Annotated in this window: 15 protein-coding genes; 6 read left to right on the top strand and 9 right to left on the bottom strand. The window is 70.3% G+C overall.

Annotated elements, in window-relative coordinates:
• Positions 1-1,107, bottom strand: coding sequence for an efflux RND transporter periplasmic adaptor subunit (locus HNR01_RS09755; RefSeq protein ID WP_183667558.1), 1,107 nt, complete (start codon positions 1,105-1,107; stop codon positions 1-3).
• A 255-nt stretch (positions 1,108-1,362) separates the two neighbouring features.
• Between HNR01_RS09755 and HNR01_RS09750 the strand changes: the two genes are divergently transcribed.
• From HNR01_RS09750 to HNR01_RS09740, 3 genes are all read left to right on the top strand, one after another.
• Positions 1,363-1,581, top strand: a complete 219-nt coding sequence (locus HNR01_RS09750; RefSeq protein ID WP_183667557.1) for a molecular chaperone-like protein — start codon at positions 1,363-1,365, stop codon at positions 1,579-1,581.
• 106 nt (positions 1,582-1,687) lie between these two features.
• Positions 1,688-2,101, top strand: a complete 414-nt coding sequence (locus HNR01_RS09745) for a hypothetical protein (RefSeq protein WP_017483587.1) — start codon at positions 1,688-1,690, stop codon at positions 2,099-2,101.
• A 123-nt stretch (positions 2,102-2,224) separates the two neighbouring features.
• Positions 2,225-2,743, top strand: coding sequence for a hypothetical protein (locus tag HNR01_RS09740; RefSeq protein WP_017483586.1), 519 nt, complete (start codon positions 2,225-2,227; stop codon positions 2,741-2,743).
• A 21-nt stretch (positions 2,744-2,764) separates the two neighbouring features.
• On the opposite strand, the gene HNR01_RS09735 is transcribed toward HNR01_RS09740, so the two are convergent.
• The gene (locus tag HNR01_RS09735) at positions 2,765-4,606 is read right to left on the bottom strand and encodes a pyrroloquinoline quinone-dependent dehydrogenase (protein WP_183667556.1); all 1,842 of its coding nucleotides are present in this window, start codon (positions 4,604-4,606) and stop codon (positions 2,765-2,767) included.
• A gap of 187 nt (positions 4,607-4,793) precedes the next feature.
• On the opposite strand from HNR01_RS09735, the gene HNR01_RS09730 reads away from it, so the two are divergent.
• Positions 4,794-5,063: a hypothetical protein gene (locus tag HNR01_RS09730; RefSeq protein ID WP_017483584.1), complete on the top strand. Its 270-nt coding sequence runs from the start codon at positions 4,794-4,796 to the stop codon at positions 5,061-5,063.
• Between the two features lie 42 nt (positions 5,064-5,105).
• On the opposite strand, the gene HNR01_RS09725 is transcribed toward HNR01_RS09730, so the two are convergent.
• From HNR01_RS09725 to HNR01_RS09700, 6 genes are all read right to left on the bottom strand, one after another.
• Positions 5,106-6,251 carry a sensor histidine kinase gene (locus tag HNR01_RS09725; RefSeq protein WP_017483583.1) on the bottom strand — a complete coding sequence of 382 codons (1,146 nt, stop codon included), beginning with the start codon at positions 6,249-6,251 and terminating at the stop codon, positions 5,106-5,108.
• Between the two features lie 193 nt (positions 6,252-6,444).
• A complete protein-coding gene (locus tag HNR01_RS09720) occupies positions 6,445-6,831 on the bottom strand; it encodes a hypothetical protein (RefSeq protein ID WP_183667555.1) in 387 nt (128 codons plus the stop codon).
• Positions 6,832-7,011: 180 nt separating this feature from the next.
• Positions 7,012-9,360 (bottom strand): xanthine dehydrogenase family protein molybdopterin-binding subunit, encoded by a 2,349-nt coding sequence (locus HNR01_RS09715; protein WP_183667554.1) that lies wholly within the window; start codon positions 9,358-9,360, stop codon positions 7,012-7,014.
• Positions 9,357-9,833: a (2Fe-2S)-binding protein gene (locus HNR01_RS09710; RefSeq protein ID WP_026105388.1), complete on the bottom strand. Its 477-nt coding sequence runs from the start codon at positions 9,831-9,833 to the stop codon at positions 9,357-9,359. Before HNR01_RS09710 ends, HNR01_RS09715 begins: the two co-directional genes overlap by 4 nt.
• A 437-nt stretch (positions 9,834-10,270) precedes the next feature.
• Complete coding sequence (locus HNR01_RS09705; RefSeq protein ID WP_183667553.1) at positions 10,271-10,621, bottom strand: hypothetical protein; 351 nt, start codon at positions 10,619-10,621, stop codon at positions 10,271-10,273.
• A gap of 147 nt (positions 10,622-10,768) precedes the next feature.
• The gene (locus HNR01_RS09700) at positions 10,769-10,972 is read right to left on the bottom strand and encodes a hypothetical protein (protein ID WP_017483578.1); all 204 of its coding nucleotides are present in this window, start codon (positions 10,970-10,972) and stop codon (positions 10,769-10,771) included.
• A gap of 289 nt (positions 10,973-11,261) precedes the next feature.
• Here HNR01_RS09700 and HNR01_RS09695 point away from each other — a divergent pair, with 289 nt between their 5' ends.
• Positions 11,262-11,516: a hypothetical protein gene (locus tag HNR01_RS09695; RefSeq protein WP_017483577.1), complete on the top strand. Its 255-nt coding sequence runs from the start codon at positions 11,262-11,264 to the stop codon at positions 11,514-11,516.
• 75 nt (positions 11,517-11,591) lie between these two features.
• Here the strand turns inward: HNR01_RS09695 and HNR01_RS09690 are convergent, their stop codons facing one another.
• Entirely contained in the window at positions 11,592-14,591 is a 3,000-nt protein-coding gene (locus HNR01_RS09690) for a phosphoenolpyruvate carboxylase (RefSeq protein ID WP_183667552.1), read from the bottom strand.
• 168 nt (positions 14,592-14,759) lie between these two features.
• Here HNR01_RS09690 and HNR01_RS09685 point away from each other — a divergent pair, with 168 nt between their 5' ends.
• The gene (locus HNR01_RS09685; protein WP_309236176.1) at positions 14,760-15,200 is read left to right on the top strand and encodes a hypothetical protein; all 441 of its coding nucleotides are present in this window, start codon (positions 14,760-14,762) and stop codon (positions 15,198-15,200) included.
• Positions 15,201-15,214 lie beyond the last annotated feature (14 nt).

Raw genomic sequence — 15,214 nt, 5'->3', positions numbered from 1 at the left:
TCAGTCGTCGTCCGCGTCGGAGGCTTGGATCTGCCCTCTCAGCTCCTCGGAGAGGACGGCCTGCGGGCCCGAAACGACGATTTCCGCCTCCGGGCCGAGGTCGTCCACGACATAGGCGTCGGCCGAGATCGGCGCGTCCGGCTTGAGGGGATGGCGGGCGAACGCGTCGTCGCCGACGCTGCGGTAGATCCAGGCGCTCCCCTGCCAATGCACCACCGCGCTCTCGGGCACGGCGATGCCGCTCGTCTCCCGCTCGGAGGTCAGGTAGGCCAGCGTGCTCATGCCCGGCAGAAGCCCGCTGTCGCCGGTCACGGTGTAGAAGTAGCTGATCCCCTGGATGCGCTGGTCGGTCCGGGTCGCGGGCGAGACGTAGCGCAGGGCGACGCGCTCGCTCTGTGGCGGGACCTCGGCATGGGCGATGGCCGGCGGCGCCTTCAGGGTCTCGCCGGGCGGCAGTGTCACCTGTACCAAAAAGTCGGTGCGCTCGATCAGCCGGGTGATCACGGGCGAGCGCTCGATGATGGCACGACCGATCACGGTGCCCCATTCCTGCTGCGCGGTGGCCGCGAGGGTACGGAGCTGGGACTGCGCCGCGGCGAGCGCCGCCTCGTCGGTGCGGAAGGCGCCCTCGGTGGTCTCGAGCTGAACCTTCGTCGCGTACTGGCCGAGGCTGCGTGCCCGGACAAAGGCCGCCCGCGAGACTTCCGCCTTCGCCTCGGCGGTCTGCAAATGCGCCTTGGCGCTGGCGTAGCTGTTGGTGAGTTCCGTGACCCGGGCGAGGTCGAGGACCGAGCCGAAGGCCTGCACCTCGATGCGATGGGTCGTCCGCTTGTGCCGTGCCGTCTCGACCCCGATCCGGTTCTGCTCCTCGTCGCTCAGGCGTACGATGGCCCGGCCGCTCTCGACGGCGACCCTGACCGACGGACGTATCTGGGCCGGCGGCTGATGCGCCGCGGGCGCCATCGCGCTGGACAATCGGTCGTGCAGGTCAGAGAACACAGGGCCGGCGCTGACACGCAGGCCGGATCCGGCTTCCGTCAGCGCGAGGGCACCGAGCACGCTCACGCCAAGCGTCAGCCCCACGGGCAGGACGACCCGCCGCCGCATCTCACCGTCTCCACAGCCCTCGCGTTCTTTGCGCGATTTGCCACTTTTGCCCGGTTTTGATTGCTTGGTCTACCCGGATTTCGCTCTGTGAACCGTTTCTACCGGACCTTGGCACCCGCGTCCTCGGGAACCGGGGTGAGGCTTGTCGATCGGCGGTAACCGCCTTGATCCCTGGCCACGATCGCAACCTGAACCGGGAACGGTCGGCCAGCGCGGGCGGATACGCCGGTATCGCTTCGCTGGATCACGCGCCCCATGACCCGCTTCCGCCCGATCGCTCTCGTTGCCGTCCTGCTGTTCGCACTCGTCGCGGTCACGGTCGTCGTGCTGCGCAGCACCGGCGTTGGGCCCGATTCCGGCCGGGACACGGCCAAGTTGCCGGCCGGCACGGCGTGCGACCCTCCGCGGCCCGGTGCAGCGCCGCGCCCGCCCGAGTGTCCTCAGGCCGCACCGCCGAATGCCCGTGAGCCGTGAGGGTCAAGGATGACGCCCTTCGTCCGCGAATGTCGACCGGCGACGCTGGACAGATATGGGCAATCCGCGGATGAAGGGCGGCCCGTTCCGAGCGAGTCCTTGAGCCGTGCGCGTCGTGAAGAAGTTTCTGAAGAAGGCGAACCTGCAAGCCCTGACGACGCGGCGGGCGCCGTCCTCGATCGTCCGCACCCCGTTGCCGGGCTTCGATCCGATCTACTACCTCTACTGGTACCCGGACGTGCGCGCGTTCCCGCAGGGGCCGCTGGTCCACTACATCCACTACGGTTGGCGGGAGGGGCGCGACCCGAGCGCCGGCTTCAGCACGGAGGGTTACCTGCGGGCCAACCCGGACGTGCGCGAGAGCGGTTGCAACCCGCTCGTTCATTTCGTCGAATGCGGCCTCTCCGAGGGGCGGCGGGGTTGGAGCAAGAATCCGGACGCGCCCCCGCCGAAGCCGCATCCGCTCGACTACCAATCGGGCAAGCTCCTGCCGCCGCCGGCCCAGACCGCCCGCGGCTGAGGCCGGTCGAAGCGATCCCTGCGACCTCGGCTGGGCTGAAACACGCCTCCGACGTCGCTCTGTTGACGACGGCCTCGGGCTATGGCTGTAGGCCTCTTCGTGCCGAGAGGGGTAGGTTCCGTCATGTCCGAAGGCGATACGCTGGCCAAGGCCCTGACCGATGTCAGGCAGCGGATGGCCGATCTCCAGGACCAGTACGAGCGCGTCTCCGCCGAGTTGACCAAGCTCCGGGTGGCAGAGAAGTCGCTCGCGGCGATCGTGGAAGGAGCGCCCCTCGAGGATGCCTTGAGTGGCATGGGCGCGACCGCCCAGACGTTTTCCGCCGAGGCGCGATCGGGGCGCGGCGGCCGCGGCAGCCGCGGGCCGCGAGCCAACTCGGCCAAGGGTCGGCTGAAGGCCCTGCTGGAGGGTGCCGGGCCGCAGGGCCTGTCGCATGCCGAGATCGCGCGGCGCCTGCCCGATGTCGCGCCGAACACGCTCAACACCTATCTCAGCGTCATGGCCAATAGCGGCGAGGCGGTGCGCCGGGGCGACTTCTACGCGGCCGGCACGCCGCGCGCCGCCGCCGACGAGACGCCGGAGGACGCGGCCGAACCGCAGGAGCCGGCCGCGGGGGACGAGGACGCCGACGCGGCCGAGTGAGGCCGGCACCCGCGGCCCGGGTCACTCGGGCAGCGCGAACACGACGAGGGCGTCGCCGGTGCCGAAGCCGGACGCCTTGGTGAAGGAGGCGCCGCCCGCGGCCACGGCCACGTATTGGCGGCCCTCGACCGTGTAGGTGACCGGCGGCCCGCCGATCCCGGCCCCGCACTGGAAGCGCCACAGGATCTCGCCGGTCCGTGCGTCGTGGGCATCGAGATGCCCGTCCTCCTCCCCCGAGAAGACGAGGCCGCCCGCGGTGGCGAGCGTGCCGCCGGAGAGCCGGCTCCCGGCCTTGCGCGACCACGCCACCGCACCGCCTCGGGCGAGATCGACCGCCGTCAGCGTCGAGTAGGCCGGCTCGCCCCTCGCCTCGCCGGTTTCGGTGTAGCGGATCTCGCCGCGCCCGCCGGCGGCCGGTGCCGTCTTCACCGTATAGGTCGCTGCTCCGTGCCGCACCTGGGCGAAGGCGAGGCCGCTTCCCGCATCGTAGGCCACCGGATGCCAGGAGACCGCGCCGAGGGGGCCCGGGCTGACCACCGTGCCCTCCGGGCTCGGCGGCACGAACAGGTTCTTGTGCGTGATGAGCGGGGCGGATTTGCCGAGGAGCCCACCGTCCGCGCGATCGTGGACGTAGATCCAGCCGAGCTTGCTCGCCTGCGCCACCGCCTTCACCGGGCCTTGCGCGGTGGGATAGTCGAGCAGGAAGGGCGGGCTTGCCACGTCGTAGCCCCACTGCTCGTGCGGCACCTGCTGGAAGTGCCAGCGGAGCTGTCCGGTCCTGACGTCGAGGGCCACGAGGCTCATCGTGTAGAGGTTGTCGCCTGGCCGGGTCAGCCCGAAATTCTGCGGTGCCGGATTGCCGGTGCCGAGATAGATCAGGCCCAGATCGGCATCGTAGGCCGGCGTCATCCAGAGCGAGCCGCCGCCGACCTTCCAGGCTTCCGCGTGCCACGGCGCGGCGGCTCGTTCCGCGGCGATGTCGCGGTTGAGCGGGATTCCGTCCGGCGTCCGCTCGGCGAAGGCGCCTTCCCAGCCGTCGGCCTTGGTGACGTACCAGCGCCACCGCTCCTCGCCGGTCTTCGCGTCGTAGGCCGCGAGCCAGCCGCGCCGGCCGTAGCCGCCCTCGATCCCGACCACCGCGCCGCCGTCGAGGCCCCCCTTCTCGTCCTCGACATGGAGGCCGTAGCCGGCGCCCGTCACCCCGACGATGACGAGGCCTTCGGCCACCAGCGGCGGCATCTTGAAACCCAGCCGGCTCGATCCCTGGACCGGCTTGTCGCTCAAGGTTGCCGCGAGGGCCGAGGCGGTCTCGGTCTCGCCCTCCTCGGGGCGCACCGCCTCGCGGTCCCAGACGAGCCGGCCCGTCTTCGCATCGAGCGCGATGACACGGCCATCCATGGTGGCCTCGAAGACGAGGCCGCCGGAGACGGCGACGCCTCTGTTCGAGGGCGGCCCGAAAATCTTTTCCGTGCGTGCCCGGTGGCTGTAGGTCCACAGCACCCGGCCGGATTTCGCCTCCAGCGCCGCCACATGGTTGCCCGTGGTCGAGACGTACATCACGCCCTCCACCACCACCGGCTCGGCCTGGAAGTATCCGGTGACGCCGGTCTGGAAGATCCAGGCCGGGCGCAGGCGCGCGACATTGCCGCGATCGATCTGGGTCAGCGGCGAGTGGTGGGTGTTGGTGGCGTCGCGCCCGAAGGCCGGCCAGTCGCCGGAGGGGCGAGCGGCCTCCTGCGCCGAGGCGCCCGCCTGCGGTAGAAGAGCCGGCGCGAGGAGCAGCAGCGCGGTGGCGCGGAGGGTGCAACTCCGGCCGATCCGCGAAGACGTGAGCTGGGCAAGCGTCGTCGTGTGGCGTGTCACTCTGATCCCCCCGTTCATCGCATCTCGATCATGCCGACACGACGGTTCGTCGAAAGAACGCGAACATATTGTTCGCAAGACTTTTTTGGAGCCAACCCGCGTTTGCGTGGTTGTTCGGGCACAGGATCGCCGCTGCGTCCGATCGGACGCTGACGGGGCGATCACCTTACTCGGACGAGAGGACTTGATGCGAACTCTGATCCTGGCCGCGACACTGGCTTTCGCCGCGCCTGCCTTTGCCCAGACCACTGCGCCGACGGCGCCGCGGCCCGGCGCGCCGGTCACGGGCGGCCAGAACAACACGGGTGCCGATACCAACGTCACGGTTCCGCGTGGCAGCACCGGAGCGGATACGGTGCAGACCGATTCGGCGGTGGGCGGCAATGCCAACCAGCCCTCGCGCGCGGTGCCGCAGGGCAGCGGCGGCGGCGGAAGCAGCGGCGCCGGCGGCAACTGATCGTCGATCGAATGGCGGGACCGGCCACGCGCCGGTTCCGACTCAGCCGCGCGGGGCCATCCGCAGTTCGAACTGCGCGCCCTTGCCGGGTTTCAGCGTCAGCGCACCGTCGAGCTGGCGGGCGAGGTTGCCGACCACGCGCATGCCGAGGCTGTCTCTCGCTTTGAGGGGATCGAAGCCCGGCGGCAGGCCGATGCCGTCGTCGCAGACCGACACGGTAAGCCCCCCATCCTCGCGCATCACCGCCCCGACGCGGATCTCGCCCTGCCCCTGGGGATAGGCGTACTTGATCGCGTTCGTCACCAGTTCGTTCACGAACAGGCCGAGCGGGATCGCCAGATCGGCCGGCATCGTCACGGCGGCGGCCCTGCAGCGCAGGGCGTGGGCGCCGGCGCTCTCCGTCAGCTTCTCGCACAAGGCTTCGAGGAAGCCGGCCACGTCGATCCGGGTGAGGTCCGGCTGGCGCCAGAGTTGATCGTGGACCTGAGCGACCGCCTCGACGCGGGTGCGCGCATCGGACAGCGCACGCTTCACGTCCTCGTTCTCGGTGCCGCGGGTCTGGAGCGCGAGCAGCCCCGCCACCACGGCAAGGCTGTTCTTGACCCGGTGACTCATCTCGCGGCTCAAGAGGTCCTGTCGCTCGAGGGCGACCTTGAGCTGCGCCTCGGAGCGCTGGCGTTCGATGGCGCTGCCGAGCAGGTTGGCGAAGCCCTGCATGAAGGCGATGTCGGCGGGGCCGAACACGCCCTCGCGCGTGTCGTCCACCTCCAGCACGCCGTAATGGCCCTCCCGATTGGTGATGAGCACGTTGACCGCGCGGCGGATGCCGTGGCTCGCCATCAGCTCCGGCGTGCGGAAGCGGGTCTCGTTCTCCAGATGATTGGAGATGACGGGCTGTCCGGTCTTGAGCGCATAGCCCGCGGGCGAGGCGAGGTCGGCACCGATGACCGCCCGGCCGACGCAGTTTGGCTCCCAGCCGACGCCCGCACAGACGAGCAGCACGTCCTGCGTCGGCTGATATTCGAGCGCCTTGCAGAACTGCGCCTGCATCCCCTCCGCGCAGAGTTCGGTCGCCCGTTGCAGCAGCGGAAGAAGTTCGGTGGCGCGCAGGGCCTCGACACCGAAATCGGACAGGATCGCCTGCTGGCGGAGCCGGAGGTCCAGGGCCTCCGGCGAAATCTCGGTCATAGGGACGTCTCAAGGTTCCCGAGATGCGGGTTTCGCGCGAGCAATGCGCGATTGCAGACGACGGTGTCGGCAATGTGGGAAGGTTGGGTCCGCAACGAAAAATGGAAAGGCCCGGCCGCGCCATGCCTTTCCATTCCAAAGATCCTGTCGACAGGTTCGACCGAGCGGAGCGCGATCCGCGCCCCGTGCCGGGTCACGGCTTGGCGTTGATCAGCTTCTCAGCCCGCTCCACGGCCTCCTCGCAGCCCTTGGCGTCGCCCTTGCCGTCGGCAGCCCGGGCTTCCTCAAGAGCGACCCGAGCCTGCTGCGCCTGATCGCCGCCCTTGCCGGCTTCCGCCGACTTCTCCGGGGGGGCCTCACGCTGGTCGGTCTGGCCGCCGGTGCCCGTCTGTCCCTCGCCCTCGCGGTGGGCGGCGACGGTCTTGCTGCCGGTCGAAGCCGCAATCGATTCCGATGCCTCGGCCTTGGCCCGGCCGTCGAGTTTGGTGATCCGGTCGGAGCAGGGTGAAGCGAGCGCGGGCCCGGCCAGGAGGAGGCCGGTCATCGACAGGCCGAGGGTGAGGCGGGCGGTAAGCGTCATGAAGCGTCGGTCCTCGTACAACACAGATGCCTGGGAAAGTCGCGAGGCCGCCGGAGAGTTGCCGCGGATGTTCGCTCTTCCTCTAACGGCGAAGGGGTCCGCGGATCGAGCGGGCGAGGGACCGGTTCAGGTCCGGCCGAAGCCCTCCTCCGATGAGGGGGAGGGCTTCGGCCGTCTGCCTCAGGTGCTGAGTTGGTCGCGCAGCGGCAGCTCGCGCACCCGGCGGCCCGTGGCGGCGAAGACCGCGTTGGCGATCGCCGGCGCGACCGGAGGCACGCCCGGCTCGCCGACGCCGCCGAGCGGGGCATTGTAGTCGTTCGAGGGCACGAGATGGACCCGCACCACCTTCGGGGCGGCGTCGATGCGGATGACCTCGTAGCCGTCGTAGTTCGCCTGCTCGGCCCGGCCGTTCTTGAAGGTGATCTTCGAGGTGAGCGCGAGGCCCATCCCCATGACCACCGCGCCCTCCATCTGCGAGCGGACGCGCTCCGGATTCACCTGCGGCCCGCAATCGACGGCGATGTCGATGGCGTGAACCTTCACCTGACCCTTGTCATCGACCTCAACCTCGGCCGCGACCGCGGTGTAGGTGACGAAGCTGTAATGGCCGGCGATGCCGAGGCCCCGGCCCTTCTCGAGCTTGCGGCCCCACTTGGCGCCGTCGGCCACCGTCTCGATGACGCGGCGCAGGCGGCCGGTATCGACGGGGTAGCGCTTCGGATCCTCGCCGTAGTTCCAGACGTCACCGATTTCGGTTGGGTCGATCTTCCGGGCCGGGCCGATGAGTTCGAGCAGATAGTCCTTCGGGTCGCGGCCCGCCGCGTGGGCGAGTTCGGCCACGAAGGACTGGATCGCGAAGGCGTGCGGGATGTTCGAGACCGAGCGGAACCAGCCGATCCGGGTATGGGCGGAGGCTTCCGGGTTCTCGAAGCGCAGGTTCTTCAGGGCGAGCGGGTTGTTGACGAGGCCCATGCCGAGCTCGAACGGCAGTTCGTGCTTGGGATCCGGCGCGAAGATCGAGCCGATCGTCGGCGCCACCGAGCGGTGCAGCCACGCCACCGGCATGCCCTTGTCGTCGACACCCGCCTCGATCCGCTCCACCGAGATGGTGTGGTAGTAGCTGTGCTGGATGTCGTCCTCGCGTGTCCAGACCAGCTTGACCGGCTGGCCGTCGACGGCCTGCGAGCAGAGCGCCGCCTCGACCACGTAGTCGGGCTTCGACTTGCGACCGAAACCGCCGCCGAGCAGCGTCACGTTCACCCGCACCTTGTCGGCCGGCAGGTTGAGGCGCTTCACGACGCGGTCATGGGCGGCCTGCGGTCCCTGGGTGCAGGCCCAGACCTCGCAGGCGCCGTCCTTGATCCGCGCGACCGCGGCCGGTGGCTCCATCGGAGCCTGGGCGAGGTGGGGCACGAAATACTCCGCCTCGAACTTCGACTTGGCGGTCTTCATCGCCGCATCGACGTCGCCCGCGACCCGCACGACCTTGCCGGGTTTCCGCGCGGCGGCTTCGAGCTCCTTGCGGAAGGCGTCGGTGTCGTAGGACGCGTTCGGGCCGTCGTCCCAGGTCACCTTGAGGGCCTCGCGGCCCTTCATCGCCGCCCAGGTGTTCTTGGCGATGACCGCGATGCCGCCGAGCGGCATGAACTCGGACGGGATCTCGCCGCCCTCGATCTTGACGATCTTCACGACGCCCGGGACCTTCTTGGCCTCGGTGTCGTCGAACGAGACGACCTTGCCGCCGTAGACGGCCGGGCGCGCGACCACGGCGTAGAGCATCCCGTCGAGCTTCACGTCGAGGGCGTAGATCGCCTTGCCCGTCGTGATGTCGTGGTTGTCGATGAGGCCGATCTTCCCCTTGCCGATGTAGCGGAAGGCTTCCGGCTTCTTGAGCTGCACGCTCTCGCGGGCCGGCACCGGCAGGGAGGCTGCCGCCTCGGCCACGTCGCCGTAGCCCAGCGTGCGGCCGGACTTGGCGTGGGTCAGGACGTGGTTCTCGGCCTTCACCTCGGAGGCCGGCACGCCCCACTGCTTGGCGGCGGCCTGGATCAGCATCAGCCGCGCGGCGGCACCGGCGTGGCGGAAATGCTGGAAGAAGTGGCGCAGCGAGCGTGAGCCGTCGGTGTCCTGGTTGCCGAAATGGGTCTCCTCACCCCAGGCCTGGACCACCTTCACCTTCGACCAGTCGGCCTCCAACTCGTCGGCGACGGTGAAGGCGATCGAGGTGCGCACGCCCTGGCCCATCTCGGAGCGGTGGTTGGTGACGGTGACGGTGCCGTCCTTGGCGATCGCGACGAAGATCTTCGGATCGTCCCGCCAGCCGTTCGGCATGCCGTCGGCGCCGAATTTCTTTTCCTTTTCCTTGCTCGCGCCCTCGTCGGCCCGGGCGCGATCCGAGAGCGAGAGGGCGAGCACGAGGGCGCCCATACCGCCGAGAACGCCGCGGCGGCTGAAATTGTCGAGCCGGACCGGACCAGCGGAGTCCTTGGCGGCGGCGAGTTCGGCCATCAGCTTGGCTTCGTGGATCACAGGCGGTCTCCCTTGCTGGCGGGCGCTTGGCCGGCAGCCTGATGGATCGCGGCGCGGATGCGCGGATAGGTGCCGCAGCGGCAGATGTTGCCGCTCATGTTCTCGTCGATCTGCTGATCGGTCGGCTTCGGCGTGTCCTTGAGCAGCGAGGCCGCCTGCATGATCTGGCCGGTCTGGCAGTAGCCGCACTGGGCAACGTTGAGGTCGCGCCACGCCACCTGGACCGGATGGTTGCCGTCGGGGGAGAGTCCCTCGATCGTCGTGATCTCCTGGCCTTCCGCCGCGGAGACCGGGGTGATGCAGGCCCGCGCGGCGGTTCCGCCGAGATGGACCGTGCACGCGCCGCACTGGGCGATGCCGCAGCCGAACTTGGTGCCGGTGAGGCCGAGTTCGTCGCGCAGATACCAGAGCAACGGCATCTCGGGATCGCCGTCGAAGCTGCGTTCGGCTCCGTTGACCGTGAGTTTTATCATCGCTGCCATCTGCCGTTTCAGATTGGAGGGCGCGCGAGCGGAGAGAGCCCGCCCGGCTGCCGGTTCGATCTGCCGTTCCCCATGGATGCCGTACCGGAAGCGATCCGAAGCCCGACGGGCGGGTGGAATGCTCCCGTGGCGGCCGGTTCACGGGCGGATGCCGTCCGGCTCTTGGTTCATGCCTGTGGTCGGTCGCGAGGGCGGCGGAGCCGCTGCGCCGCGACGATGCGGAGGCCGCGGAACGGCCTCGAGTGCATTTCTTATCTGGAATTAATCAGAACTGGGAGGCTGTGGCAACGCACGACTCGGTCGCGTCCGAGGCTTTGGCGCCCCAAGCAGGGGGGCGCGCGCCGTGCGGACCAAACCCCGACAATCGTCTGTGCGGTCCCGCACACCGGCATTGCAGCATATGCTGCCTCGCGTTTCCCCACCCTTGCCTATCGTCGGCGGCGATCGTGATCGGCTTTCATGGCTTCAGGCAAGCCCGCGTACCACGCGGCGTAGGGCGTGTTGGCGATCATGCGCCGGTTCTGGTCGGGTGCGCCGTCCGTCCACCAGACCGGCCCACGTTCGCCGAGCCCGTTTTTGGCGGCATCCACCGCCGCGCGGGCGCGCGCGAGGGCCGCCGCCTCGCCGGAGCGCTTGGCGGCGCGCACCGCCCGGCGGGCATTCATCAGTTCGCGAACCAAACGGTCGCGTTGCACCGGTGCGAGATCGGGCCGATGGCGTCGCCACAGCCGGCCGTGCACGACGATGTAGCGCCCGTCCGGCGTTTCCAGCACCCGCATCGCCGCTTCTCCGCACTGATCTCCGGTGAGCCTCCGCACGAAACGTCGGCCATGGCCGCGCCTCCGGCGCGAGGCTGCGGCCGGCGTTTCGCGAGAGAGGCCGACGCGAAGACGCTCGCCCCCGGCGATGGTTCCGGGGGCGAGAATTCAGGCGAAATCGCCGATCTTGTCGGCGACGATGTCGGGTGCCGTCACCGAGGCGTGGCCCGCCTGCCAGAGACGGTGCGCGTTCGAGCCCGCCGGATGCGGGTTCCCGTCGGCGCCCTCGCGCCGCTCGGCGGCCCGGCGGCCGTCGAGATAGTCGGGCGAGTTGGTCTCGTCCCGGTCGATGCCTTCGCCGATCCCGTCCATGGTGCGCCCTCCCCTCGCGGGCCCGCGCCCGCCCCATCCGCGCTCGGCCACTTCAAGAATGTATCGCTGCCCGCAGGGATGGCGAGGGTGGGGCGGAACAACCGGGCCGCGCTCTCGGCGGGGCGGTGTTTCCGTTCGGGCCCGGTTCACTTAAGCCGCGTTTAGCCTGTCCGCCGCGGCATCGGCTCCGCCGGAGACGGGACGCGGCTTCGCGCGTTTCACGAACGAGCCCGCGCGGTCGGCGCCGCCGGCAGGACAACGCAACACCGAAGACGGCCCCGAGGACGCCATGAGTCGCCTGGACGAACTGAAGAACGATCCCGCCTTCCGCCAAGCCGCCCTCGCGGTGCGCGGGGCGGCCAGCACCCTGAGCGGCCGGGCCATGACCCATGAGGAGGCCGAGCTTCTGGTCAGCTTCGCGCTCGCCACCTACGCCAATGCCGGCGGTCTCGCCGAGCCGAGCCTGAGCCGGCTCGCCCGGTTTGCCGGCAAGGTCGAGCCCGATGCCAGCTTCGAGAGCCTCGAGAACATGATGAAGCATTGAGGCCGGGAAGGGGGCGGCGGTCCCCTTCCCTCGTCCGCTCCCCTGGCCCGCTCCCCTGGCCCGCCCTCTTGGCCTTCAGCCGAAGGCGCCGACCTCGTGCTGGATGATCCCGGAGATCTCCCGCACCCGCTCGAACATCCGCCGGATCGGCCCGAACAGCGTGTTGTGCTCGATCTCGTAGGTGCCGACGTCGCGCGGTCCCGGCGGCTCGCCGAAATTGAGGCCGAGCGTCGGGTCGGGCGTGACCGGAAAGATCTCGTCGAGCAGCTTCAGGCAGCCGTCGATGTCGAGACGCAGGAAGCGCTCCAGCAGCATTTCGCGGGTCAGACCCGCCTGCGGCCGGAAGCTCGGGATGTGGGCGGCCAGGAACCAGATCCGGTGGATCAGCGCGAGGCGGATCGCGTGGAGCAGGGCGAGCCGGGTCGACATCGTGGCGAGATCCGGCGCCGCGGCCTGCAGGAACAGCCCGTCGCGGGTCAGCCGGCCGAACAGGCGGCGCAGGTCGGGGGCGAGATTCAGCCGCTCCAGCGCCGCGGCGATGGTGACGAGTTCGTCGCGCCGCGCCTCGCGCCGGGTGCGGCGGGCGCGCTCCAGCCACACCGCCGGGTCGAGGCTGTCGATATAGGCACGCATCACGTCGAGGTCGCCGACGCTGGAGGCGTGCTGCACCAGGCGGAAGGCGCGGGAGAAGCGCACCGAATTCTGGCGCATGTGGCGGAACAGCTCCGGCGCCCGGTGCGCCGCGCGGCCGACGCCGTGCAGCGAGTTGGCGAGATAGCCGAGCTGGTGGAGGATCGCGTTGTTGGGGATCGCCCGCATCTGGCGCGGATGGGTGATCGCCGCCGGGCCCCCGCCATCCGACTGGCGCGCGACGGGGCGCGAGCCGGTGCGGTCGATCAGGCTCGGGCCGAAGGTGCCGAGAAGCGCCGCGTAGCCACGGTCGTCCACGAGGGCCTCCATGTCCTGGCGCACGACGCGGAAGAACTCGGCGGCGAAATCGGCCTCCTCGTAGATCGGGTCGGTCGCCGGCGCGGCGGCCCGGTCGTTGAGGGCGTAGTCGGCGAAGGCGTCGTCCTCGGTCAGCGCATCGGCGAAGACGTGCTCGGCGATGCGCGCCACCGAGGCGCCGGCGAGTTCGGGCGAGCCGAACATCAGGTAGCCGTCCGAGCCCTGGAAGCTCGATTCGAGCCGCTCGCGGATGCCCGCCCTCGCGTTGCGCTGGCGCGAATCCTCGGGCGCGAGATAGGCGAGGCGGTCGCGCAGGCTCGTCGGGTGGGCGCCGCGGCCGATCGACTCGCCGTGGGTGTCGAAAATGACGAGTTCGATGTCGGAAAGGCCGTTCTGCACCATCAGCTCGGTGATGCGCAGGCGCAGGCGCTCGATCCAGAAGGTCGCCGCCAGCTGGCCGACATAACGCCCGGAATCCGAGTAGCCGAACTGCACCGAGAGCCGGCCGAGGCGCTTGAGGTGGGCGCGCCAGTGCGGGTTGCGCAGCGCGTCGTCGAGCACGCGGATGCCCTGTTCGAGCGCGCTCGCGGTCTCGAACAGCGGCGTGATCTCGAGCCGGTCGGAGATGCCGTAGTGGCGCGCGAGCCAGAGCGCGGCGAGCAGGGTGTAGCCGGTCTCGGTCTCGGCGATGAGGAAGCGCACCGGATGGGTGCCGTCGACGTGCTTGAGGATCTGGGTGATCGTCATCATCAGCCGCGCCGCCGAGGCCCGCTCGGCAGCCAGCGCCCCGAAATCGACCGGCACGGCGCGCACGTCGTTGAGCAGCGTGTTGATCGCCGAGAGATGCGAGCGGCGCTGCGCGGCGTCGGTCGGCTCGCCCTCCAGCTCGATGACCCGGCGCACGGCGTTGTGGATCTGGCTGGCGTTGAGCCGGAAATGCGGCAGGGCGTTCGACAGGCCGTGGGCGGCGACACCCGAGCGCAGCACGGCGATGGCGCGGCGATCCGCGTCGGTCTCGGCGGCACCGATGGCGGCGGCGAGACCGGCCAGGATCGGCCCGGCATCGGTCTGCGCCCGCTCGCGCTCGATGATGAGGGCGAGCGCGAAGCGGTGGACCGCCTCGAGCGAGGGCTTGGTGCCGAGCAGCGGCGCGCCCGCGAGCTGGCGCTCGACGGCGGCGCGAGCGCCCGCGGTCAGCTCGCGCACGACGCGGGTCGCCGGGATGTCGGGCAGGTCGCGCAGGAGGCGGTCGAACTGCATGCGCTTCGAGATCAGCCGGTAGCGCATCGTGTCCCACCAGCCGATATCGGTGCGGCCGTCGGTGTCGCAGCCGACCCAGCTCGCGATGGCCAGCGGCTTGGGCACCAGCTCGGTCCAGCGATCCGGCCAGCGGGCACGGGCGGCGTCGAGGATCGCGCCGTTGAAGGCGTCGATCGCCGCGCGGCCGTGATTGGCCGCGACACAGGCCTGCTCGAATTCGTCGTCGAGGCTGATCTGCGGGTCGGGCCGGGTCGAGCGGGCCGCGGCCTCGCCGATGATCGGGGCGCGCCGGTCGGCCTCCGCCAGAGAGGCGGCGCGTGCGATCAGCTCGGCGACGGCCCGCGGCATCCCGAAGGTGGGATGGGCCGTGAACACCGCCGCGAAGGCGGTGCGGCCGACGCGATCGCGAAAGGCCTCGAAGTCGCCCGAGCCGCGCGCCACCGCCGCCACGAGCCGGTTGGCGAGATCCGCCACGGGGGACGGCTCGCCGGCCGACGCGTCGGCGTCGAGGCCGACATAGCCGCGCAGCCGCTCGGCCCGGGCCGTCAGCGCCCGCCGCCGCAGGGTGGCGAGCAGCGCATCGAGATCCGCCTCTCCGATCTCGTCGCGGTCGAGCTGGCGGGTGATGGCGAGCGTGACCGCCAGGACCGGGTTGCGGAACGGATCCTCGCTCGCCTGCTCGCGGGTCCGGGCGACGAGGTCGAGAAGTTCCGATTCCAGGTCGCGTTCCAAGTCGCGCGCCAAGTCGCGCGTCAAGTCGCGTGCGTCGATCGCGCGATCCGTCGGGCGCGCCGGGGCGGCTGCCGGATGAGCGGACATCGGCGCGGCAGGCTTCGCTTGGCCGGAGCGGGGTTCTTCGAGGGGCATCGAGCGTTCCTGGTCGTGAGCGGCCGGTGACCGTCGGACGGCGGCGCCCACGCGGTTCTCACCCTTCGGCCCGTGACGCAAGGACCGTTCCCGGATGGGGTGCCGTGTCCCCAGCACGTGCAACGGCGCGCGATCCGGTCTAGGGTCGGCTCGACCATGGAAACCCTGGTGATCCTTGCCGCTGTGGCGGCGACCCTGCTCGCCTGCATCTTCGTGGCGACACTCTCCAGAGGGCCGCGCCAGGCTCCGCTGCGCCTTCCCCGCGAGGAGGAATGGTCCGATAACGCGGATGCCGTCTCGAAGGTGCTGAATGCCGCTGAACCCAGCCCGATCGATCGCGGGGCGCAGGTGCTCGATATCCGCGTCGTCGGCGACGGGATGGCCGGCGGTCCCGTCTTCGAGGGGCCCGTGATCGAGGGGGAGGTGGTGAAGGACCCTGCGGCCGAGGCCCGCGGACGCGGCGCCGGGACATCACCAAGGTTCGACGCGGAAGAACTCGATAGCCGGATGCTCGATCAACTCCTCGACCAGCAGAACCGGGCGCTGAAGCAGGCGCTGGAACCGGACACGCCCCCGTCCTCCGAGGCGAAGGACCGGCCGGCGCGATGAGGCTGATGAGCGCG

This window comes from Methylorubrum rhodesianum (genome assembly GCF_014199985.1).
In the GTDB taxonomy this organism is placed as follows: domain Bacteria; phylum Pseudomonadota; class Alphaproteobacteria; order Rhizobiales; family Beijerinckiaceae; genus Methylobacterium; species Methylobacterium rhodesianum.
This window is presented reverse-complemented; position numbering and strand designations above follow the sequence as displayed.

What these genes read in the sequence shown, in the direction of transcription:
- HNR01_RS09750 (WP_183667557.1), top strand. Translation starts at nt 1,363, where the DNA reads ATGACCCGCTTCCGCCCGATCGCTCTCGTTGCCGTCCTGCTGTTCGCA.
- HNR01_RS09695 (WP_017483577.1), top strand. Translation starts at nt 11,262, where the DNA reads ATGAGTCGCCTGGACGAACTGAAGAACGATCCCGCCTTCCGCCAAGCC.
- HNR01_RS09690 (WP_183667552.1), bottom strand. Translation starts at nt 14,591, where the DNA reads ATGCCCCTCGAAGAACCCCGCTCCGGCCAAGCGAAGCCTGCCGCGCCG.
- HNR01_RS09710 (WP_026105388.1), bottom strand. Translation starts at nt 9,833, where the DNA reads ATGATAAAACTCACGGTCAACGGAGCCGAACGCAGCTTCGACGGCGAT.
- HNR01_RS09730 (WP_017483584.1), top strand. Translation starts at nt 4,794, where the DNA reads ATGCGAACTCTGATCCTGGCCGCGACACTGGCTTTCGCCGCGCCTGCC.
- HNR01_RS09700 (WP_017483578.1), bottom strand. Translation starts at nt 10,972, where the DNA reads ATGGACGGGATCGGCGAAGGCATCGACCGGGACGAGACCAACTCGCCC.
- HNR01_RS09720 (WP_183667555.1), bottom strand. Translation starts at nt 6,831, where the DNA reads ATGACGCTTACCGCCCGCCTCACCCTCGGCCTGTCGATGACCGGCCTC.
- HNR01_RS09725 (WP_017483583.1), bottom strand. Translation starts at nt 6,251, where the DNA reads ATGACCGAGATTTCGCCGGAGGCCCTGGACCTCCGGCTCCGCCAGCAG.
- HNR01_RS09705 (WP_183667553.1), bottom strand. Translation starts at nt 10,621, where the DNA reads ATGCGGGTGCTGGAAACGCCGGACGGGCGCTACATCGTCGTGCACGGC.
- HNR01_RS09755 (WP_183667558.1), bottom strand. Translation starts at nt 1,107, where the DNA reads ATGCGGCGGCGGGTCGTCCTGCCCGTGGGGCTGACGCTTGGCGTGAGC.
- HNR01_RS09740 (WP_017483586.1), top strand. Translation starts at nt 2,225, where the DNA reads ATGTCCGAAGGCGATACGCTGGCCAAGGCCCTGACCGATGTCAGGCAG.